Consider the following 21,179-nt stretch of genomic DNA (forward strand, 5'->3'; position numbering starts at 1 on the left):
TGCCTGGATAGCCTTCGGCATATTTGTTGGTCAGGACCGAGCCCTGCGCTTCCAATACCGCGCGGCTGACGATGTTTTCCGACGCGATCAGCTCGATCTCGTGACGTTGGCGGCCGAGTTCGCCGCGAATGGCGGCGGCGATGTCGGGATCGGCCTCGGTCAACCCTGCGGTAAAGAACGAGTCGGGGGCGGAGGTGGTCTTGGCGCTGCTGGAAGAAGAGCTCATGGGCGAAATATCTCCACCGCCGCAACCAGATAGAGGCATTGCGGTCGGTCACTTATGGCGGTCGAAAGAGTATTGCGGGATACCACATCGCCCCGGAATGGCCAAGCGGTTGCGGTAGGAGCCTGATATTTATGCAAGATATGGTGTGGGATACCATCCCGCCTCGTGTTCCGGACCCGGTGCAGCGTTCACGCTGCTCCGCAGAGCCGGGACCCAATAACGTCGCAAAAAGTGTGGGTCCCGGGTCAGCAGCGCACCATTTCGCTTTGCGCTCATGCTGCGCTGCGCCCGGGACACCAGAACCAGCCTCCCACGCCATCTCCGCCCCGGGGCTCAGCCAGCGACCCCGTCGCGGTTGTAGATATCGTCGCGGAACTGGACCACGCCGTCGGGCGTCGCCCAGGCCGTCACATAGACCCAGTATAGCGGCAACGGCTTGGCGACCTTGGCGTCCTTGCGCTCGCCGGATTTGATCACCTCGTCGATCTCCGCCTTCGACCAGCCCGGGGTCTCGGCCAGGATCCAGTACACCAGTTCGCGGACGTTCTGCACGCGCATGCAGCCGGAGGAGGCAAAGCGGAAATCCTCGCCGAACAGGTTCTTCGACGGCGTGTCATGCATGTAGACGCCGTCGGGGCTCGGGAAATTGATCCGGATCGACCCCAGCGAATTGAAATCGCCGGCATCCTGCTTGAACTTGTAATTGACGGCCTCCGCCGAATACCAGTCGATCTGCGACGGCGCCTGCTCGTTGTTCTTGGCGTCGAAGATGCGGATGTGGTTCTTGGTGAGATAATCCGGCTCGGCCTGCATCTTCGGAATCAGATCCTTGCGGATGATCGACACCGGCACGGTCCAGAACGGGTTGAAGTTGATCTGCACGATCTTGCTGCGGATGTCCGGCGAGGGCCGGTCCGGCTTGCCGGCGACCGCGGTGTGGCGGGTCACCGCGACGCCGTTTTCGATCGCCTCGATCTGGGCGGCCGGAATGTTGGCGACGACGATCCGGTTGCCGAGATTGCCGGAAAGGCCTTTCAGCCTGACCGCATTGGTCCGCAGTTGCGCCAGCCGCTTGTCGGCCGGAACATTCAGCGCGCGCAGCGTCGCCTCGTGTACCACGCCGTCGCCGTGCAGCCCGTGGCGCACCTGAAAGCGGCGCAGCGCGGCATCGACATAAGAATCGAAGACCTGGCGGTCGCCGGAATTGAGCTCGAGATCGCCCGCGATCGCCAGCCGCTCGCGCAAGGCGGGCACCACCGGGCTCTTGACGCCGACCCGCAACCCCTCGGCCGGAGCCACTTCCGGCCAGCCGCCCTTGGCGACGATGGCCTCGTATTGCGCGATCGAGGTTTGCGTGGTCTCGGCCGTCGAGGGCGACAGCGTCGGCAGCGATTTCTTCGGCAGTTTGACGTTGCGCGAGGCGTTGTCGAAGCCGCTGCCGACGCCGCTTTCCTGATTTTCCCTGATCAGTTCGTCGAGCGTCTGATCGGGCGTCTGGTCCCCGGCCGCGCGCGCGCGGCGTACCAACGCGGCGGCGGCGAGCCCGGCGCTGGCGGTGGCGAGGAAGGATCGGCGGGTGAGCGAGTTCATAGGATGGCGATCGGGTCCTTGTTCGTCATTCCGGGATGGTCCGAAGGACCAGACCCCCAATCTCGAGATTCCGGGTTCGCGCTTCGCGCGCCCCGGAATGACCTCGTCATAGCAAACCCAGTCGGTGCGGATAACCCGGCAAATTCCAGCTTCGCAAACACGTGAAGGCCCTTTTGCAAAGCGGCAGGCCCCGGCCGTTCATTCGACGTTCGCAGCTCAGGCGCCGCTGCAGCTCTTGATGTCGTTGGGCAGGCTCCAGCTCTCTCCCGTCCGCAAATTCGTGGTCTTGTAGAGGCGCCCGCGATTGTCCCCGGCCGGGCAGCCCTTGGGAATTTCGACCAGGCACATGTTGACCTTGTCAAAGACCTGGGAGCGAACGATCGAGCGCTCCTTCACCAGCGAAACCTGGACGCCGGAGTTGCTGAATCGGATGAAGGTGCCCTTTTCGGATCCCTTTTTGGCGGGCGTCAAATCCGCGCCGAACCGGTCGGTGATCGAAGTGATGGTCGTGTCGGCGCACTCACCGACCTTGCTCGGCAGAATAGAAGAAGGCGCCACGGATTCATCGACGAATACGGGATCAGGCGGCGGCTGCCACTGGTCGGCCGAGGTGGTGGCAATCGGCTGCCTGGCGGTTGCGCGCTCGGCCGGCGAATTCAAACCGCCCGGCGGTGTGCCGGTGGGCGAATTCAAAACGCCTGAACTCAAAAAACTGGGCTGCGTGCAGGCCGCCAGCAAAAGCAGCGGCAGCAAACCGAACCCGGACACACGTTTCATCTTTTCCCGCCTGAACATCAACGCAAAACCTATTTCGCAAAGCGGTAGGCGCCGCCCTTCTCGATCGCGCGCTGGAACGCCGGGCGCGCATGCATGCGGGCGAGCCAGGCGGCGAGCGCCGGATACGGCCCAAGCTTGTTGAACGCCTTGGCCATGTCGCCGACGAAGCTCATCTGGATATCGGCGCCGGTCAGCGCGTTGCCGATAAAGAACTCCCTGCCCGTCAGCGCGCCATCGACATAGCCGAGATGGTTGGCGATCTCGCTGTCGATCCGCGGATGCAACGGCGCGCCGGCTTCCTTCAGCCTGGAGACATAGAGATTGAGCATCAGCGGCAGCATCGCCGAGCCCTCGGCATAATGCAGCCACTCATTGTAGGTCTCGTAATCCGGCGTACCGATGGCGGGCATCATCGCCGGCTTGCCGTTTCCCTGGCCGTAGGTGCGGGTCAGGTAATCGACGATCGCGCCGGATTCGGCGATCCGCACGCTGCCGTCGACGATCACGGGCGCCTTGCCGAGCGGGTGCACCGTGATCAGTTCCGGCGGCGCCAGCCGCGTCGCGGCGTCACGCTGATAGCGCTGCATCTCATAAGGCGTCCCGAGTTCCTCCAGCAGCCACAAGATCCGCTGCGAGCGGGAGTCATTGAGATGATGCAAGGTGAGCATGGAGTTCCCCGGGCGTCGTGATCCGCCGACGTTTACCAGAGGCCCCTGAAAAAGGGCAGCAGCAAGATGGACAGCCATACTCGGTCCCGCGGCGCAAGTACGCCCGGGTTGTGCCTTAAATCCTTCGCCCCCCAAAAGAGGGCGTGGGGAATGCCGGGTGCCAGCGCACCCGCAGCCGCGCGTGTAGTGTAGTAAACACGCGCGTTAGTCACCACGAGTACGCCGAAACACCCGGCATTCCCGCACGCGAGTGGTTTTAACGGTTTCCTTCGCGCTCTCCCCGGTGACCGGGCTTTTTTGCCACCGTCGCCGGCGGAATCGCTTCCGCCAACTTGACGCCAGCGTCGGGGCGTCAGGACCACACGACTTCGCCGTCCGCGGAAGCCTTCCGCAAAAGCCGCTCGACGGTCCTGGTACCGGTCCCGCCGAAGCTTTGGGGAAGGCCGATCAGCGCCGCTCGTCTTGCGCCGCCGCCGCGTCCACCGCATCCCGCCCCACGTCCGTGACGATCGCGAAACGCCCCTCATGTTGGGCGGGATGGCGGAAATATATGACTGATTTGGGTCAGGTGAAAAGCGATTTTTCGGAAATTCCGAAATAAATTTGCCGAAAGCGAGCGGCCAGGCTTGGGCTTTTGGACGCAGACTTCGGCTTTTTGGGCTCGAACCGGCCCTCAGGCGGATTTCTTCGGCACCAAGACCGGGGTGTCCGCTTCGCCCTCAACGTCGCGCCTCTTGAGCCTGATCAAAGTGCGGACCGGCCGGGAGGCTATGATGTAACATCGCGACGCCGATCGGTGCGAGACCACGGCAGGCGCCAGTGGATCGTGAGGGATTTTTTCAATGCCATTTAAAAGCATCGCCGTGTTTGTCGATCCCACGCCGGCCAGCGAAATACGCACTACTTATGCGGCCGCGATGGCGGCGCGTCATGAAGCCCATTTGATCGGGATTTTCGCGGTGCCTTCGAGCTGTGCTGGCAGTACCGCGGAGTCCTTTGTGCAGGGGCGGCAGGCTGTCCGGCAGGTCATCGCCAGCCACCGTTCAAAGGAAGCCGCCGCGATCGACGCTGCGAAACAAAGCTTCTCGGCGATCTGCGCCCGGGAAGACATCCGTTCCGAATTCCGCTTCCTCCATGAGGACGACTTCAATGACGGCGCCGCGCTGAATTCCCTGCATGCCGATCTCGTGATCGTCGGAGGCCTGCGACCTGGAGGACTGCCGCGCGACCGGTCGGCCGAATCGCTGCTTCTCGCCACCGGCGTGCCATTCCTGCTATTGCCGGAGCCCTGGACGGCCGGCGCTGCCGAACATGTCATGGTCGCCTGGAATGCCAGCCGCGAGGCGCGACGCGCGATCACCGATGCGCTGCCGTTTCTGATCGGCGCACGGTCTGTCACCATCCTCGTGGTCGACCCCCAGAAGAATCCCCGTCACGGCGAGGAGCCTGGCGCGGACGTTGCCCAATATCTCATTCGTCACGGCGCCAGGGTGGTGGTCGAACAGGTGCAGTCGCATGGCGAGCCGATCGCAAAGATCATCCTGGCCCATGCGCAACACCACCATTCCGATCTCATCGTGGTCGGCGCTTATAGCCATGCCCGGACCACCGAAATGATCTTCGGCGGCGTGACCCGATCGCTGCTGCGAGACGCCACCGTTCCGCTGCTGATTGCGCACTGAGATGGCCATTGTCCCGCGGACGGGAGCAATCGGCTGCTAAGGCCGTTTGCCGCCGGCGCGGTCATGCCGACGAACACCAAATAGACCTGCCTGAGCCGGAAAGAGCCGAAGCTTTTGGTGCACGGTCCAAATGACGCGAATGACCCAAACCGCAAGTCGGGGACCGGACGCCAGGGGCCGCTCGGGAAAGTCGTTTCGAATTGTTGCTGTTTAGGCAAATTTCCAAAGCTTCGCGACGGTTCGGCGGTTTTGGGACAATTTACGCTGGCGATTCGGCGTTAGGCGTGGTGTCGTGAGAGATATTGATTTTCTTTTTTGAAAAAAATGGGTGGCCCGTATGTCCGTTGCAATGCAGGCTGGATCGGGCATAGGCGCGACGCCGTTGGGCAGGTTGTTTCTCGCCGGCACCTCGCTGATAGTGCTGGCTGGCCCGGCGCTCGCCGCCGACCTTCCGGTGGCAAAAGCGCCACCCCCCGCGGTCGCCTCGTGGGCTGGTTTCTATCTCGGCGTTCATGGCGGCTATGGCTGGAAGCAGGACAATTTTTCCACGCCTGCGAATTTCGAATTTACGACCGATGCTCAGATCAATGGCGTCCGGTCGAAGGGCGCGGTTTATGGGGCCCAAGCCGGCTACAACTGGCAGTTCGGCCGCGTTGTCACCGGGCTTGAGATCGACTTCAGCGCCGCGGATATCAACGGCACCAACGGTGTTAGCGGGACTTTTGTTGTGCCGGGCGCCGCAACGATCTTGTCCAGCGACACGCTCGGCGAAAACGTCCGATACCTCAGCAGTGCCCGAGCCCGCCTCGGCTGGCTGCCCACCGACAACGTCCTGCTCTATGGCACCGCCGGCCTCGCGTGGGAGCGGCTCGATCGAACCGAAGGCGAAACCATAAGCATCACGCAAGCTGGCGGAACGAGTTCAGAGGTCTTCTTCAGCCGGACTCCGACTGACAAATTCGGCTGGGTCGCGGGCGTCGGCGCGGAAGTGATGCTCGGCAGCCCGAACTGGATCGGGCGTCTCGAGTATCTGCACTACGATCTCGGACAGGTCGCGACCGCATCGAGCCCTATCGCAACCGGAAGCCCAACCGTCATCACGACCGCCGGCTCGCAGACCATCGACGTGGTACGCGCCGGGCTCTCCTACAAGTTCGGCGAGCCTGTAGCGATGGCAAGCGTGGCCTATGCCAAGGCGCCGGTTGCGCCGTCGTCGTCGCCCTGGGCGGGCTTCTATCTTGGCGGCCATGGCGGCTATGGCTGGGCAAACGATCCGACCTCGCTTCCGCTATCGGTGGTGCTGTTCGGTTCGGCCACTACGCCAGGCTCGGTCGATGGGACAAAATCGCAAGGCTGGGCCATCGGCGGGCAGTTCGGTCACAACTGGCAGTATAATCGCGTCGTGACGGGCCTCGAAATCGACCTCAGCGCGGCTGACATCAAGGGCAATACCAACACCGGAGTTGTCGCCGGCACTCCAGGCAGCACATTCACGGTAAGCCTCGATGAAAAGGTGAAATATCTCGGAACCATGCGAGGGCGCCTCGGCTGGCTGCCGACGGACAACGTGCTGCTGTACGGAACCGCGGGTCTTGCCTGGGAACGCCTGGAGCGCGGCGAGAATGATTTAACCGTACAACCGGCCGGGACGACGAACAGCAGGTTTGTCGAACCGTTCGACCGGTTTGGCTGGGTCGCGGGTGTCGGCGGCGAAATGAAGCTTGGCAGTTCGAACTGGATCGGCCGCCTCGAATATCTGCATTACGATTTTGGCCGCATCAATACCGACGCCAGCCTAACCGTCGTTCAGCCCGGCACACCAACCTTCACCGCGGCGTTTACAGCGGGTCGCCAGACCATCGACCTGGTGCGCGCCGGCGTTTCCTACAAGTTCGGTCCGGAATTTGCCGCAGCGGCCGCGCCCGTGATGGTTACCAAAGCGCCTCGCATGGCGCCTCCGCTGCAGAGCTGGGCCGGATTCTATATCGGCGCCCACGGCGGCTACGGCTGGAAAGACAACGATTTCTCGACGAACTTCACCTCCTTCGGTCCGGTGGCGGCTTTCGATGGCGGCATCAAATCCGAAGGCTGGCTTGTCGGCGGCCACGCCGGTTACAATTGGCAGTACACCAGCGTCGTCGCGGGTCTCGAAATCGATAGCAGCGCCACCGGCATCAAAGGCAGTTCCGTCCCGGCCACCAGCCAAAACAGCCTGACCGAAACACTTTCGGACAATGTGAAATATCTGGGCACCGCCCGCGGCCGTCTCGGCTGGACGCCGGCCGGCAACTGGCTGCTCTATGGCACCGGCGGCCTCGGATGGGAGCGCGTGCACCGATCCTCTGCTGACGTCACAGCTTTGCCAGGGAATACGACCATAGCTACCAGCGAAACGCCGCTTGATCATTTCGGCTGGGTAGCCGGCTTCGGTGTCGAAAGCTTTATCGGCAGCTCGAACTGGATCGCACGGCTTGAATACCTGCACTATGATTTCGGCACCGTTGAGTCCACAACGACCCAAGCATCGAACGTGGTGGGGACCGCGTCATTCAGTGACAAGGGCGGCCGCCAGACCATCGATACCGTCCGCGCCGGCGTGTCTTACAAATTCACGCCGTAGCGTTTACGCCAGCGATCATGGCGCCCCAAACATGCGGAACGTGTGCGGGGAATAGCGGAAGTGGGCGCCGTGCGGTCAAAGTGAAGCGATTGGGCGCGCACTCGGTTTAAGCCTGAACTCACGCCGGCTTCTTCGGTGTGCCAGTCGCTGCGAGACGCCACCGTTCCGCTGCTGATTGCGCACTGAGATAGCAAACATCCGGCCGATGCGGTGATCGGCGGCGAGCGCTGGTTGCCGCTGGCACGGCCATGCCGACGAACACTCAAAACTCTGCGTTAGCCGGAAGAGCGGAAGTTTTTCGCGCACGATAAAAATGCCGCGACTAACCGGAAAACCGACGTTGCGCCATCCAAAACGCGTGACACCGGCTCTTAGCCGAAAGTCGGCACCATTAACCAGTCGTTAACCATGACCGCGCATCGTTAACCATTCGAAAAGAAAGCTGAGTCGACCACCATGGACGCAATTCCGCAGCCATCACGCCAACTGGTTCGCATGCGAGGCCGGTCTTACGTTGCGTTTGTGTTTTGCCCGGTCGTGCCGATCGTAAGTTGGCTCGAGGAAATAGACGCAACGCTCGCCCGCTCGCCCGGGTTCTTTGTCGGGAAGCCAGTGGTGCTTGACCTGTCCGCCGTGGACCTTAGCCGAACCGGTATCGCGCACCTCGTCACAAGCCTCGAACAACGGAATATTCGTGTCCTTGGCATTGAGGGTGTGGACGCCGCTCACCTCAGTACGAGCATGCCGCCTTTACTCACAGGGGGACGCCAATGTGTGCTTATGCAGAACGAACCGAAAAAGCCTGAGCCCAAACCGAAACCCATGTCCCTATTGCTCGAAAGCCCGGTGCGATCCGGTCAGTCGGTTGTTTTTACCGAAGGCGACGTGACAGTGCTGGGCTCGGTCGGCTCCGGCGCGGAAATTGTCGCCGGGGGCTCTATCCATATCTACGGAGCGCTTCGCGGCCGTGCGATGGCGGGTGTCAACGGCAATTCAGCCGCCCGGATTTATTGTCAGAAGATCGAGGCAGAGCTGCTGGCCATCGACGGTTACTATCAGACTGCTGAAGAAATAGACGCTGCTTTGCGCAATCGACCGGCTCAGGCGTGGCTCGAAGGCGACATCATGAAAGTTACACCGCTGAATTAATCGGCTAGGGAGGTAAGAATGGCCAAAGTCTTGGTCGTGACGTCTGGCAAAGGCGGCGTCGGTAAGACAACTTCTACAGCCGCGCTCGGCGCGGCGCTCGCGCAAATGGGAGAAAAAGTTGTAGTCGTCGACTTCGACGTCGGTCTGCGCAACCTCGATCTTGTTTTGGGGGCGGAACGACGGGTTGTGTTCGACCTCATCAATGTGGTGCAAGGCGTTGCAAAACTCTCGCAAGCCCTCATTCGCGATAAACGCCTCGATAATTTGTGGTTGCTTCCCGCTTCCCAAACCAGGGACAAGGACGCCCTGACGGACGAAGGCGTTAGAAGCGTTATCGCGGACCTGCGAACGAAATTTGACTGGATCCTCTGCGATAGTCCGGCGGGCATAGAGCGCGGCGCGACGCTTGCAATGCGCTATGCGGACGAGGCAGTCATCGTCACCAACCCTGAAGTCTCGTCGGTGCGCGACTCCGACCGCATCATTGGAATGCTCGATTCAAAGACGGTGAAGGCCGAGAGGGGTGAGAGGGTAGAGAAGCACGTGCTGATAACCCGATATGACTCGGCGCGCGCGGCACGGGGAGAAATGCTCAGCATCGAGGATATTCTCGAAATCCTCGCGACGCCGCTGCTGGGAATCATTCCCGAGAGCCAGGACGTCTTGCGTGCGTCGAACGTCGGATCGCCGGTTACTCTGAACAACGCCGCCAGCGCGCCGGCCCGGGCCTACGTCGACGCCGCGCGTCGTCTGTTGGGCGAAGCTGTCACCATGACGGTGCCGGTAGAACGAAAAGGCCTGATGAACCGATTGCTGGGACGGAGGGCGGCATGATGAATCTGCTGCGGCTCCTCGGTGGCCGTACTGCTTCCGCGCCTGTTGCACGGGAACGGTTGCAGATTCTCCTGGCGCACGAACGCGGTTTGCGCGGCCAGCCTGACTTGTTGGGACTGTTGCGGGCCGAGATCCTTGCCGTGGTCTCGCGGCACGTCGTGCTTGATCCGGAAAAGGTCATCGTCAGGATGGATAGGGGCAAACATGTATCGACGCTTGAAGTCGATATTGAAGTGCCCAACGGCTTCGAAAGATCGATCGCGGCGGCTGCGACATGATTGCTGACAGCAATAGCGACATTGCCTGGCACAGGGTTCAGCTCAAGAAGAACCGTGACGCCGTGAAGGCCCTGGAAACGGCTCGGTTCAGGACTGGCGATATCGCCAGTTCGAGCGGCCGAACGCAAAAAGCCATAGCCAGCCTGAAGCGGAAGATCGAGGAATCCGAGCGATGCATCGCGGCCCATGAGAGGCGGACCAAGCGGCCTGTCGCAACGGACCTTCAAAGTCTGGCCAGCGTGAGCTGGTGCAGTTGGAACGCTCGCAGCATTGGCCGGCGCTGACCGGCCCGCAAGGTGGGCTGCGGTTGAGTGGAGCAACCCAGCTCAATTGCTGTTGGAGTCCACTTTGAAACGGGCAAGATCGCCCCACCCTGCCCGCTGGATTGTTCCGGCGCCGGCCCGAGCGCGCCCACGGCATGATGTCGGGGCTTCTGGTGACGCGGCGGCCGGCGACGACGCACTGGCGTTCCCGATCCCTGCGGCGTATATTTTCACGATACTTGCAGTTTGAGGAGACATGGCGGTAGCGCGGATGTCCGGTTTCGCAGGCAGGTTGGGTCTTGCATTGGTGGTGGCCGCGCTCTGTCTCGGCAGCCCAACGGCCCATGCCCAAACCGGCCCTGTGACCTACTGGATTCCGGGCTGGCCCGCCGGCTTCGCCGGCAATCCGTCCGACGGCCAGAGCCCGAACACTTACGGCAACTTTCCGAGCTTTGACGGCGGTGACGTCCGCGGCGACCGCTTTTCCACCATGCGCTACAATTTTTCCAACGGCTGGTTTGTCGGCCGCGAAGGCGGCGGCATCGGGTTGGGCATGAACGGCATCAACCGCGACGGAGCGTTCGGCAATATCCCTTCACTTTATTACGAAGGCCTGCAGTTCGGCTATACCTTCCAGAACGCGGGCATGCCGCTGAAGATCTATGCCGGCTTCGACACCTTGAAATATAATGTCGGCAGCGGTGGCCCTCTGGCCCCGCTCGACGCCATGTCCGGCACCCTGCCCGGCTACGGCGCGCATGCCGGCGTCGAATTCCAGCCGGCGCCGAATCTCAGCCTGTCACTCGGAGTAGGCTTCACCCAGCAGTCGGGGCGCCTCGACAGCGACATCAATTCGCCCTTGCTGCCCGGTGCTTCTCCGTTTGCCTTCGGTCGCCGCTAACGCACGCGCTTGCTTTCCGCTCGTGCGGCGCTTGCTCTCGTCGCTGTCTCCTGCAGCGTGACGATGAGCCCGAACCTATCCCTCAAGCAAAACCAGCCCATTCTGGCCGCCACGACATTCGGCAAGTTCGGTCTTGGCAGGTTCGACCGAATGGCCCTATGAATCTTCCAACGTGCAAGCTGGCGTAGCCCCATTGTGAGGTCCCTTTTTGTGAACTCGACATGCGAGCAGTCAAGGCTACGCTCGGTTCATCTAGCCATTGCGGTTCTGGCCGCGCTGACCGCGGCCGGAAGTCATGCCAGCGCCACGGAGCGCCGCGGCGAACGCGCCGTCGAGTCGATCGAATCGCGGACCGCCGGCGAACCGGTCATGGCGATCGTTTCGCTGCAGAGCCAGCGGGTCACCGTCTATGACGCGAATGGCTGGATCCTCCGGGCACCGGTGTCGAGCGGCCAGCGGGGACGCGAGACGCCCGCCGGAATCTTCAGCGTCATCCAGAAGGATGCCGATCACCACTCCAACCTGTACGACGATGCCTTCATGCCCCACATGCAGCGCCTCACCTGGTCGGGCATTGCGCTCCACGGCGGCCCGCTGCCGGGATATCCGGCGTCTCATGGCTGCGTCCGGATGCCGTTCGACTTCGCCGAACGCCTGTTTGACGTGACCCAAATGGGCTTGCGGGTGATCGTGGCACCGACCGATGTAGCGCCCGTCGAGATCGCCCATCCGGTTCTGTTTCAGCCGAAGCCGGGTGCCGGCGCCCTCGCCGCCGCCCGTATGGCGGAGGCGGATGAGGCGGCCAAGAAGGCCGAACAAGCCAGACGCGCCGTCGGGGCCGCTGTCCGGGAATCGACGCAGCTCATGGTGCCGGTGCGAATGGCGGAAAACCAGAAGCGGAGGGCCGAGGCGCTGCTGGCGACCGCCGAGACGGCGCTTGGCTCCGCCATCCCGGGCGAGGCCAAGGAACGGGCTGAAAGCGACAAGGCACAGGCGTTGGCCAGGGTTGCCGAGTTGCAAACGCCATTGGACGCCGCAAAGGCGTTGCTGCAGCCGAAGCTCGACGCCGTCGCGGCCGCGGAGACCGCGCGGTCGGCCGCGGCCGAGGCGGCGCGTCAGGTGATGCGCGAGCTCGAGCCGGTATCGGTGCTGATCAGCCGCAAGACCCAGCGGCTCTATGTCCGGCAGGGCTTTGAGCCCGTGCTGGATGTTCCCGTGACGATCCTGGATCCCGATCGTCCGATCGGCACGCATATCTTTACCGCCATGGAACGGACCGGCGGCGAGGCAGGCTTGCGATGGAGCGTGGTCTCCCTGCAAGCCGGGCGTTCGCATGGCAGCGTGTCCGAGCAGCAAGGCCCGGGGCCAGCCAGCGCCAGGAGCGCGCTCGACCGGATTGTCATTCCACAGGACGCATTGGATCGTATCGCCGCGATAACGCCGCGATCTTCCCTGATCGTCACCGACGAGGCATTGAGCTCCGAGACCGGCAAAGGCACGGATTTCGTGGTGCTGCTGAGCGGAGAGCCGCAAGGCGGCATCAAGAGCCGGCGCCGCGAGCCCGCGGCCGAATTCAGCTTCGCGCGCCCACGCGATGGGCGATCGCCATTCGGGGGCTCCTTTTCCACCTGGTGAGCCCGTTGTTTTCCGCCATTGACGCGCCTGAGAAACGGATCGTTGAACGCATGAGCCTGTTGCTGTGGCCGGAATGACTCGAATCTGAGAACCGGCAAAATCAGCGGCAGGATACGATCCGCCGCCTTGATGCAACAATCGCATATCCAGCGAAGCACGGTCCGGATGCGGCAATCCTGATCGTTGAACGGATCACGTTACGGCGTATATGGTGAACGAGGATCAAGTTCACGCATGAGTCTTTCAGCACCGTTCATCCGTCGGCCTGTCGCCACAACGCTGCTGACGTTCGGGTTGGTTGCCGCCGGCACTATCGCCTTTTTCAAGCTCCCGGTCTCGCCGCTGCCGGATGTCGATATCCCGACCATTTCCGTGCAGGCGACACTGCCGGGCGCCAGTCCCGCGGACGTGGCGACCACGGTAGCAAGCCCGCTGGAGCGCCATCTCGGCCAGATCGCGGATGTCAACGAAATGACGTCGGCGAGTGCGCTCGGCTCGGCGCGCGTCAATCTGCAATTTGGCATCCATCGCGACATCAACGGCGCGGCGCGCGACGTCGAGGCCGCGATCAATGCCTCGCGCGCCGATCTGCCGACCGCGCTGCGGAGCAACCCCGGCTATCGCAAGTTCAACCCGGCCTCCGCGCCGATTCTGATCTACACGTTGACGTCAGATACGCTGGTGCCCGCTGAACTGTACGACGCGGCCTCGACCGTGCTGGCGCAGAAGCTGTCGCAGGTCGAGGGCGTCGGCGAGGTCAGCGTCAGCGGCGGCTCGTTGCCCGCCGTGCGCGTCGAACTCGCGCCACAGGCGCTCTACAAGTTCGGCATCGGCCTGGAAGACGTCCGCGCCGCGCTCGCCAGCGCCAACGCCCACAGTCCGAAGGGAGGCATCGACGTCGAAGGCCAGCGCTTTCAGATCTATTCCAATGATCAAGCCATCCGGGCGGCGGACTACAAATCGCTGGTGGTCGCCTATCGCAACGGCGCGGCGGTGCGTCTGGCCGATGTGGGCGAGGTGCTTGATTCGGTAGAGAACCTGCGCAACCTCGGCCTTGCCAATGGCAAGCGGGCGGTCATGATGATCGTCTACCGGCAGCCCGGCGCCAACATCATCGGGATGGTCAACCGGGTGAAGGCGGTGATGCCGCAATTGCGCGCATCGGTCTCACCCGCGATCGACGTTAATCTCGCAGTCGACCGCTCGATCACGATCCGGACCTCGTTGTGGGACGTGGAAATCACCCTCATCATTGCGGTGGTTCTAGTCATCCTCGTAGTGTTCGCGTTCCTGCGCAGCGCGCGCGCGACGCTGGTGCCGGTGGTGGCGGTGTCGGTCTCCGTGGTCGCGACGTTTGCCGTGATGTACCTGCTCGGCTACAGCCTCAATTTGTTCTCGCTGATGGCGCTCACGGTCGCGACCGGCTTCGTGGTCGACGACGCCATTGTCGTGCTGGAAAATATTTCCCGTCATCTGGATGCCGGAACGCCGCCGCTGCAGGCTGCGGTGCAGGGATCGAGAGAGGTCGGCTTCACGGTGCTGTCGATGAGCATATCGCTGATCGCGGTGTTCGTCCCGATCCTGCTGATGGGTGGCCTGGTGGGCCGGCTGTTTCGCGAATTCGCCATGACGATCACCGTTGCCATCGTGATCTCGCTGGTGGTTTCGCTGACGACGACGCCGATGATGTGCGCGGTGCTGCTGCGCAGCGAGCGCGACCGGCCGCACGGACGGATTTATCGGGCGAGCGAACGCCTGTTCGACGCGCTGCTGGGCGGATATCGGCGGACGCTCAACATTGCGCTGCGTCATCCGCGCTCGGTCATGCTGGTTCTGGCTGCGGTCCTCGGCCTGAATTTCTATCTCTACGGGGCCGTGCCAAAGGGTTTCGTGCCGCAGCAGGATACCGGGCTGCTGGTCGGATCGATCCAGGCCGATCAAAGCATCTCGTTTCAGTTGATGCAGCAGAAGCTGACGCAGTTCGTCAACATCGTCAAAGACGATCCCTCGGTCGATACGGCTGTCGGCTTCACCGGTGGCGGCCTCGGTCCGGGCGCGGGCTCGACCAATTCCGGCACCGTTTTCGCGTCACTCAAGCCGCTTCGCGACCGCAAATTGTCGGCCGAGCAGGTGATCGGCCAATTGCGGAACGAGCTAGCCGCCGTGTCCGGTGCCACGCTGTTCCTGCAGGCGGTAGGCGATCTCGGCACCGGCGGCCGCTCCGGCAACGCGCAGTATCAGTACACGCTGCAGGGATCGACTTCCGAGGAACTGAATGAATGGACACCGAAGATCGTCGCCGCGCTTCAGCCCATACCCACTCTCACTGACGTCAGCAGCGACCAGCAAAACAAGGGCCTTCAGGCCGGTGTGGTCATCGACCGCGATACCGCCTCACGCCTCGGGATCACGGTCAGCCAGATCGACAACACGCTGTACGATGCCTTCGGTCAGCGGCAGGTCTCCACCATCTACGTGGCGCGCAACCAGTACCACGTGATCATGGAGGTGGCGCCCGAATACTGGCAAAATCCGGAGACGCTGAAGGATGTCTATGTCTCTACCCTCGGCGGACCGGCCAGCGGATCGCAAACGACCAATGCCGTGGCCGGGACGGTCGTTTCGCCGACCCAGGCGGCCTCGGTCAATTCCGTCGCGGCGAGCGCGGCCCGGAATCTTGCAACCAACTCCATCGGCGCCACCGGCAAAGGCGTATCGTCGACCGGCACCGCGGTCTCAACCAGCCAGGAGACGATGATTCCGCTCTCCAGCGTCGCCCGGTTCGGACAGGGCGAGACGGCGCTTGTCGTCAACCATCAGGGGCTTCTGGTCGCCAACACGATCTCGTTCAACCTCCCGCCAGGCGTCTCGCTGAGCGGAGCCGTGGCGACGATCGAGGCGACCATGCGCCAGGTCGGAGTTCCGGCGACGATCCACGGCTCGTTCCAGGGCGCCGCCAAGATTTTCCAGGAGTCACTCGCCAGCGAACCCTATCTCGTGCTTGCGGCCCTTGCGACGATCTACATCTCGCTTGGGATGCTCTATGAGAGCTTCGTCCATCCGCTGACGATCCTGTCTACGCTGCCGTCGGCCGGCGTCGGGGCGGTATTGGCGCTGATGTTGTTTCACACCCAGTTCGACATCATCGGGATGATCGGCGTGATCCTGCTGATCGGCATCGTGAAGAAGAACGCCATCATGATGATCGATTTCGCGGTCGATGCCGAGCGCGTGCGTGGCCTGCCGGCGGCCGACGCGATCTACGAAGCCTGCCTGCTGCGCTTCCGGCCGATCATGATGACCACCATGGCGTCCCTGCTCGGCGCCGTGCCGCTGATCGTGGGCCTCGGTGAAGGCAGCGAGTTCCGCCAGCCGCTCGGCATCACGATCATCGGCGGACTGGTCCTAAGTCAGATCCTTACCCTCTACACCACACCTGTCGTCTATCTGTATCTCGATCGCTTCCGGCATTGGAGCAGGCTGATGTGGCGGGGCAACTGATCGCTCGGGCACCCGTCCGTCGAAGCGGGTACAGAAAAGCCCCGGACAATGCCGGGGCTTAATTTGCTGGAGATAGATCAGATCAGTACTTCGCGACCACCGGACCACCAAAGCGGTAGTTGACTCGCACGGTCGCCAAGTCGACGTCCTGATGGACGTCAGCACTTCCCGTAAAACCGCCCAGCGGCGCCGTCGCGAAGTTTCCGAGTCCATGGCCCCGTTGGTTGTGCGTGCCCATGAACAAGTGGTCGTACTCGAAAGCAACCGACCAATTTGGAGCAAAACCGTATTCGAGACCAACGCCGACGGCACCGCCCCAGCGGGTTTCACTGCTTTGGTCGAAAGGCAGGCCGGTGGGAGTATTGAACGTCATGTACTTGTCATCAGCCACCGCAGCGCCACCCTTCAAATAGAGCAGCACATTGTTCCAAGCATAGCCAACCTGAGCCGTGAACAGACCAAACGCATCCACTTTTGATTGGTCGGTGAGCGGGAATGCCGGAAAAACCACGTTGTTGTTGGAGCCCTTGAAGCCGGCCCAGTTGCCCTGTGCTTCCACGCCGAATACCCAACTGGTCATCTGCCAACGATAGCCGACCTGACCGCCTACAGTGCCTCCGGTAGCATCATGGCAACCCATGGAAACGGGCGGAGCAAAGACAATAGTACCTTGAGAGCCCTCGGTTATGTCCCAGCACTTGTGGGCGGAGCCCCAGCCGCCGTTGATACCGGCATAGAATCCACTCCAGTCATAAACGGGAACAGCCACCGGGGACGGCGCCTTGGTGTATGGCCGGGCCGCCAAATCGGCGGCGCTCGCCGGAGCCGAGAGGCCCAACATGACCAGACCGACCGCACCCAATAAAGCTTTCTTCATCGTATTTCTCCAGCCCAGTTGCCGTGTTCGACTGAGCGCCATGAGCCCGGCGACCCCAGCGGCGAGAGATTCCTGAAATCAGTCTACGCGCTTCAAGGGGAAACACCGTCAACCCCTCCGCCACACCTGCCTTAAAGTAGCGGGTTCCCTGAAACTACCGGTATCCGGATAGCTGCGACGTCGCCTTTTTTGGTACCTTCGGCATGAAAATACGAATGCCATGTGAGACGTAAAATTCCAGACTAACTGAGTCGGCCGAATGCGCCGGCTTTGAAATCATGCTGCTAAATCGGATGAGTGACCGCGTTCCCTCGACTGGCTTGGATGGCACGTTGAAGCCACACGACCGCTTGGTCGATCCAATAGTCGTGATGCGCCGGATCGGCTCTGGCCTTCTCACGACAGATCGAAGCTTGGACCAGACACTCTTCGCGCCGATACATCACTTCACCGATCGCCTCGGCTTTAGCCAAATCTCAGTCACGGCGCTCTCGATGATGTGGCGCTGAACTCTTTTGCATTCTGGACAAGTAAACGTTCTCAAATCCTGGCCAGTGCAGCTCGGTTCAATCGCGGAGAGCTTCATGGGTGAACCGCAAGCCGTGCACTGTGGGCCCTGATTTTGTTTGTCGAGCATGGCATTTGCCTCAGTTCGGCGCTCTGAGTTCTCCGGAAAGCCATCCGATCGCCTTCGATTTGAAGGGATCCGATGCAACGACGATTATCTCAACGTGATCGCATTTGGGGCATTCGAACAATTGCTGTTCGAAACCAATTGGTCCTGGTGAAATGCGCTCCAGCATCATCCGCGTTTGGCAACGAGAACAGCGAGGACGCTCAATAGCGGTCAATGATTGTTGTAATCGGGGCATACTCCCCACCTTGGATCAGGCGGGAGCACAAAGCTCTCAGTCACCGGTAGATGCCGATGAGAGTCGGTGATCGAGCCATCATGCTCTCCCGAGTTCCGGCGCGGCTGGTCAATATCGCTCACTATCGAAGATTTAATGAATTGAAGAACCCGGGAATTCACGGCCGAAACAAGAAGCGGCCCAGCCTGGGGAAGCTGAGGCCGCCAATTAGATCGCGCGGATTAAAATGCCTTCGATCAAGCATGAGCTTTATTGGTTGAACAGCAGGTACCGCGAACGTTAAAATAAGAGACATTATGGATTCAGCTTGTTAGCAATAGGCCGAATTTTATCCGGTCGCGTTAGTGCTGCTTGAGCATATTGCCCGTAGCGTCCGCGCGTTATGACAAGACAGATCACCCCCCGCCCGTTTCGCCCAAAATCACACCAGCGTTCCTGCGTTCGTCCTGGCTGAGCTGGACCATTGCTTTTGCCCTCTGCCTGTCCGCGGCCCTGGTCGGGATCGAGGCCTGGCAGATGTGGCATGTGCGCGAAGCCAGCCTGCGCAGCGCCGGGATCGTGACGGCGAGTCTGGCCGAATCGCTCTCCCAGCAGATCGAGAGCACGCTCAAGACAGCCGACACCGTCGTCGCCACGCTGGCGCAACGGGTCGAGGTCGAAGGCGCCAACCCCGAAACCCTGCAACGCCTCTACGGCCTGATGACGTCGCTCGCCTCGGCTCTGCCGGCGATCCATGAGATGGGCCTGACCGACAAGGACGGCAACGCCATCGTCAAATCGCTGGTTCTGCATCCGGTCGGCCTGAATTACCGGGAACGCGACTATTTCCGCTTTCTCAGCAGCCATGACACCCGCGACGCCTTCGTCGGGCAGCCGGTCAGGAGCAAGGTCGACGGCTCGATCAACATCACGGTATCGCGCCGGATCAATGCCATAGATGGCAGCTTCGCCGGGATCGTGGTGACGAGCGTGTCGATGAACTCCTTCCGCAAGCTGTTCGAAACGGTCCAGCTCAAATCCGGCGGTTTCATCAGCCTGGTCGCGGACAACGGCATGCTGCTCGCCAGCAGTCCGGATTCCTTCGGCGACGGCGAACTCGCAGCACTGGCCGCAGCCCCCGCCGGCGCGCTCGAATATCTGTCGCCCAAGGACGGCGTCAACCGGGTCGGAGCGTCCAGCCATCTGCCGCATTATCCCATGACCGCCATGGTCGCCGAGAACAGCTCGACGGTGTTGAGCGAATGGTACGGCCAGTTGCGGGTGCATGGCGCGATCGTGCTGAGCATCCTGATGGTGATCGGCGTGCTGGGCTATCGGGTCGATCAGGCCAATCGGGCCACGCGGCTGCAGGCCCTGAGCGACGGGCTGACGGGGCTGGCCAACCGCCGCTGCTTCGACGAGACCATCGCGCGCGAGTTCCAGCGCGCGGCGCGCAACGGGCAGCCGCTGTCGCTGATCATGGTGGATATCGACCTCTTCAAGACCTTCAACGACGAATATGGTCACCCGGCCGGCGACGCCTGCCTGTGCGCCATCAGCGCCGCGGTGCAGGGCGTGCTGCGCCGGCCGGGCGACATGGCCGCGCGCTACGGCGGCGAGGAATTTGCGATCCTGCTCCCGGAAACCGACCTTGCCGGCGCCGTCCAGATCGCCGGCGACATGCAGGCCGCCATCCGTGCGCTGGCGATCCGGCACGAGGCCGGCCCGCTCGGCGTCGTGACGCTGAGCGCGGGTGTGGCGTCCTGTAATCCGGGACGTTTGGCCGCAACGCCGGCGTGGCTGGTCGAGGCGGCCGATGCGGCCCTCTACCAGGCCAAGGCGCTGGGCCGCAACACCGTCACGGTCCGTGCGAACGTCGAGATCGCCGCGCCCGCCGCCATCGCGCGCAAAAACGCCGCGTAAGCCCGTCGCGAGCCGGCCAATTGCGCGGTACCAGCCGGTCGGTTCATCCGGCAATACCCTGAATACCCACTATTGGCTTGCCAGGACCCATTTGCACGGCATCGGCTCCATCATAACCCGGCTTGCGCCTATTTCGGGCCTTGACGGTGGAGGGCTTCGCCAGTTCAGTTGAAGCCATGATCCAGCTCCGACCCATCGCGCTTGTTCTCCTGATGGCCACGACGTCGCCGGCGTTCGCCGAGACGATGAGCTTTGAAAGCGCCGCGGCGATGCTGGGCGAAAGCTGTGGCAAGGATATCGACGCCAATTGCTTCGGCGTTAACTTCGATGCGCCTCGCCTGAAGGAGTGCCTCACCCGCAACCAGGATACGGTTTCGCCGCAGTGCAGGGCCGACTACGGCAGAGCCTTCGATGCGATCCAGAAGCGCGTGGCGGCGCGCGCGGCGTTCGCCAAGATGTGCGAGCGCGATCAAAAAAAATACTGCGCTGACGCGCAGAACGTCTTCGTCGACGTTCTCGCATGCCTGTTGAAAGGTCCGCGCGGGATGACCTTGAACTGCAACAAGGCGATCAGCGAGGCGGGGTATCGCTGATGCAACCAGGCAAGAAAGCCCGGCGCGACATGGCTCTGTTGACGGTCTGCCTGATGGTCGCGATGCCGGTGGCTGCAGCGTTGGCGCAGGCGGTTGTCACGACGGAAAACATGGTCAGTCAACTCGCCGATCTGGAAACCACGGCAGAGTTGGATGCCGCGGTGCTGCGCCAGCAGGCTTCCGATCGCGTCAAGTCGAAGGTCGATGCCGTCGCATTGAAGCGGCCGCCGGTCGCCGCTCAACTGCGCAAGCTGCCGCATCTCAATCTGGATATCCAGTTCAACCCCGATTCTCCGGTCATCAGGCCTGATTCCTACCGAATGCTCGGGCGCATTGCCGACGCCTTCGCCGATCCCAGGATGCTGCCCTATGGCTTCCTGATCGTCGGCCATACCGAGTCGACGGGTAAGCGTGAATACAATCTGACCTTGAGCCAAAGACGCGCCGATTCGATCCGTGACGTATTGGTGACGACCTTCAAAATCTCGCCAAAACGCATTCAGGCGGTCGGTCTGGGCGAAGAGCAATTGCTGGATCCCGAGCATCCGAAAGCGCCGGTCAACCAGCAGATCCAGATTGTGACCGCCAGGAAGCTGTAGCGGCGGGCGCGGGAAGCGGCACGCGCCCACAGCGATGGCTCCCTGTCGCTCGCAAAGCCGCCCCGCAAGCAACCCGAACTCTGCTCCATGGGACCGCATTTTTGTCAGGCGATGTGAGCTGGTTCACAGCCCCCAAGCACGGGGTGGGCTACCAATGCCAGACGGCCCGATTCTAAAGGGTTGTGATCGGGAGCCCGCCATGGCGGCCCTCA

General features: G+C 62.2%; 17 protein-coding genes and 1 pseudogene. 12 read left to right on the plus strand and 6 right to left on the minus strand.

Annotated features, from left to right (window positions below; all coding sequences use genetic code 11):
• From glyA to E8A46_RS07095, 4 genes and pseudogenes are all read right to left on the minus strand, one after another.
• Positions 1-226: pseudogene (gene glyA / locus E8A46_RS07080) on the minus strand (serine hydroxymethyltransferase); the annotation flags it as partial.
• Positions 227-559: 333 nt separating this feature from the next.
• The gene (locus E8A46_RS07085) at positions 560-1,816 is read right to left on the minus strand and encodes a L,D-transpeptidase family protein (protein WP_291559080.1); all 1,257 of its coding nucleotides are present in this window, start codon (positions 1,814-1,816) and stop codon (positions 560-562) included.
• Positions 1,817-2,032: 216 nt separating this feature from the next.
• The gene (locus E8A46_RS07090) at positions 2,033-2,593 is read right to left on the minus strand and encodes a hypothetical protein (RefSeq protein WP_291559081.1); all 561 of its coding nucleotides are present in this window, start codon (positions 2,591-2,593) and stop codon (positions 2,033-2,035) included.
• A gap of 29 nt (positions 2,594-2,622) precedes the next feature.
• On the minus strand, positions 2,623-3,261 hold the full coding sequence (locus E8A46_RS07095; protein WP_291559082.1) for a glutathione S-transferase: 639 nt from the start codon (positions 3,259-3,261) through the stop codon (positions 2,623-2,625).
• Positions 3,262-4,103: 842 nt separating this feature from the next.
• On the opposite strand from E8A46_RS07095, the gene E8A46_RS07100 reads away from it, so the two are divergent.
• The 9 genes from E8A46_RS07100 to E8A46_RS07140 all read left to right on the plus strand — a co-directional run bounded on the left by E8A46_RS07100 (position 4,104) and on the right by E8A46_RS07140 (position 16,124).
• Positions 4,104-4,943: a universal stress protein gene (locus tag E8A46_RS07100; protein ID WP_291559083.1), complete on the plus strand. Its 840-nt coding sequence runs from the start codon at positions 4,104-4,106 to the stop codon at positions 4,941-4,943.
• Between the two features lie 337 nt (positions 4,944-5,280).
• Positions 5,281-7,563: a hypothetical protein gene (locus E8A46_RS07105; RefSeq protein ID WP_291559084.1), complete on the plus strand. Its 2,283-nt coding sequence runs from the start codon at positions 5,281-5,283 to the stop codon at positions 7,561-7,563.
• A 456-nt stretch (positions 7,564-8,019) separates the two neighbouring features.
• Positions 8,020-8,712 (plus strand): septum site-determining protein MinC, encoded by a 693-nt coding sequence (gene minC, locus E8A46_RS07110; protein WP_291559085.1) that lies wholly within the window; start codon positions 8,020-8,022, stop codon positions 8,710-8,712.
• An 18-nt stretch (positions 8,713-8,730) separates the two neighbouring features.
• Positions 8,731-9,546, plus strand: coding sequence for a septum site-determining protein MinD (minD, locus tag E8A46_RS07115; RefSeq protein ID WP_291559086.1), 816 nt, complete (start codon positions 8,731-8,733; stop codon positions 9,544-9,546).
• The gene (gene minE, locus E8A46_RS07120; RefSeq protein ID WP_291559124.1) at positions 9,546-9,824 is read left to right on the plus strand and encodes a cell division topological specificity factor MinE; all 279 of its coding nucleotides are present in this window, start codon (positions 9,546-9,548) and stop codon (positions 9,822-9,824) included. The genes minD and minE overlap by 1 nt, the downstream gene beginning before the upstream one ends.
• Positions 9,821-10,108 carry a hypothetical protein gene (locus E8A46_RS07125; protein WP_291559087.1) on the plus strand — a complete coding sequence of 96 codons (288 nt, stop codon included), beginning with the start codon at positions 9,821-9,823 and terminating at the stop codon, positions 10,106-10,108. The genes minE and E8A46_RS07125 overlap by 4 nt, the downstream gene beginning before the upstream one ends.
• A 250-nt stretch (positions 10,109-10,358) precedes the next feature.
• Positions 10,359-10,988 carry a hypothetical protein gene (locus E8A46_RS07130; RefSeq protein ID WP_291559088.1) on the plus strand — a complete coding sequence of 210 codons (630 nt, stop codon included), beginning with the start codon at positions 10,359-10,361 and terminating at the stop codon, positions 10,986-10,988.
• Positions 10,989-11,198: 210 nt separating this feature from the next.
• Positions 11,199-12,623 carry a L,D-transpeptidase family protein gene (locus tag E8A46_RS07135; protein WP_291559089.1) on the plus strand — a complete coding sequence of 475 codons (1,425 nt, stop codon included), beginning with the start codon at positions 11,199-11,201 and terminating at the stop codon, positions 12,621-12,623.
• A gap of 234 nt (positions 12,624-12,857) precedes the next feature.
• Complete coding sequence (locus E8A46_RS07140; RefSeq protein WP_291559090.1) at positions 12,858-16,124, plus strand: efflux RND transporter permease subunit; 3,267 nt, start codon at positions 12,858-12,860, stop codon at positions 16,122-16,124.
• Positions 16,125-16,206: 82 nt separating this feature from the next.
• On the opposite strand, the gene E8A46_RS07145 is transcribed toward E8A46_RS07140, so the two are convergent.
• On the minus strand, positions 16,207-17,001 hold the full coding sequence (locus E8A46_RS07145) for an outer membrane beta-barrel protein (protein ID WP_291559091.1): 795 nt from the start codon (positions 16,999-17,001) through the stop codon (positions 16,207-16,209).
• A 1,232-nt stretch (positions 17,002-18,233) separates the two neighbouring features.
• Between E8A46_RS07145 and E8A46_RS07150 the strand changes: the two genes are divergently transcribed.
• The gene (locus tag E8A46_RS07150; protein WP_291559092.1) at positions 18,234-19,775 is read left to right on the plus strand and encodes a sensor domain-containing diguanylate cyclase; all 1,542 of its coding nucleotides are present in this window, start codon (positions 18,234-18,236) and stop codon (positions 19,773-19,775) included.
• Between the two features lie 43 nt (positions 19,776-19,818).
• Here the strand turns inward: E8A46_RS07150 and E8A46_RS07155 are convergent, their stop codons facing one another.
• Positions 19,819-19,953, minus strand: coding sequence for a hypothetical protein (locus tag E8A46_RS07155; protein ID WP_291559093.1), 135 nt, complete (start codon positions 19,951-19,953; stop codon positions 19,819-19,821).
• On the opposite strand from E8A46_RS07155, the gene E8A46_RS07160 reads away from it, so the two are divergent.
• Positions 19,952-20,368: a hypothetical protein gene (locus E8A46_RS07160; RefSeq protein ID WP_291559094.1), complete on the plus strand. Its 417-nt coding sequence runs from the start codon at positions 19,952-19,954 to the stop codon at positions 20,366-20,368. The two genes, E8A46_RS07155 and E8A46_RS07160, sit on opposite strands and share 2 nt — an antisense overlap.
• 29 nt (positions 20,369-20,397) lie before the next feature.
• Positions 20,398-20,967 (plus strand): OmpA family protein, encoded by a 570-nt coding sequence (locus E8A46_RS07165; RefSeq protein ID WP_291559095.1) that lies wholly within the window; start codon positions 20,398-20,400, stop codon positions 20,965-20,967.
• Positions 20,968-21,179: the final 212 nt, after the last annotated feature.

The sequence above is a fragment of the Bradyrhizobium sp. genome (assembly GCF_004799445.1).
GTDB lineage: Bacteria > Pseudomonadota > Alphaproteobacteria > Rhizobiales > Xanthobacteraceae > Bradyrhizobium.

Bases quoted from the DNA above. Each gene is read 5' to 3' on its own strand.
- minD (WP_291559086.1), top strand. From the start codon at position 8,731: ATGGCCAAAGTCTTGGTCGTGACGTCTGGCAAAGGCGGCGTCGGTAAG.
- E8A46_RS07155 (WP_291559093.1), bottom strand. From the start codon at position 19,953: ATGGCTTCAACTGAACTGGCGAAGCCCTCCACCGTCAAGGCCCGAAAT.
- E8A46_RS07145 (WP_291559091.1), bottom strand. From the start codon at position 17,001: ATGAAGAAAGCTTTATTGGGTGCGGTCGGTCTGGTCATGTTGGGCCTC.
- E8A46_RS07090 (WP_291559081.1), bottom strand. From the start codon at position 2,593: ATGAAACGTGTGTCCGGGTTCGGTTTGCTGCCGCTGCTTTTGCTGGCG.
- minC (WP_291559085.1), top strand. From the start codon at position 8,020: ATGGACGCAATTCCGCAGCCATCACGCCAACTGGTTCGCATGCGAGGC.
- minE (WP_291559124.1), top strand. From the start codon at position 9,546: ATGAATCTGCTGCGGCTCCTCGGTGGCCGTACTGCTTCCGCGCCTGTT.
- E8A46_RS07130 (WP_291559088.1), top strand. From the start codon at position 10,359: ATGTCCGGTTTCGCAGGCAGGTTGGGTCTTGCATTGGTGGTGGCCGCG.
- E8A46_RS07165 (WP_291559095.1), top strand. From the start codon at position 20,398: ATGGCTCTGTTGACGGTCTGCCTGATGGTCGCGATGCCGGTGGCTGCA.
- E8A46_RS07140 (WP_291559090.1), top strand. From the start codon at position 12,858: ATGAGTCTTTCAGCACCGTTCATCCGTCGGCCTGTCGCCACAACGCTG.
- E8A46_RS07160 (WP_291559094.1), top strand. From the start codon at position 19,952: ATGATCCAGCTCCGACCCATCGCGCTTGTTCTCCTGATGGCCACGACG.
- E8A46_RS07100 (WP_291559083.1), top strand. From the start codon at position 4,104: ATGCCATTTAAAAGCATCGCCGTGTTTGTCGATCCCACGCCGGCCAGC.
- E8A46_RS07095 (WP_291559082.1), bottom strand. From the start codon at position 3,261: ATGCTCACCTTGCATCATCTCAATGACTCCCGCTCGCAGCGGATCTTG.
- E8A46_RS07105 (WP_291559084.1), top strand. From the start codon at position 5,281: ATGTCCGTTGCAATGCAGGCTGGATCGGGCATAGGCGCGACGCCGTTG.
- E8A46_RS07085 (WP_291559080.1), bottom strand. From the start codon at position 1,816: ATGAACTCGCTCACCCGCCGATCCTTCCTCGCCACCGCCAGCGCCGGG.
- E8A46_RS07125 (WP_291559087.1), top strand. From the start codon at position 9,821: ATGATTGCTGACAGCAATAGCGACATTGCCTGGCACAGGGTTCAGCTC.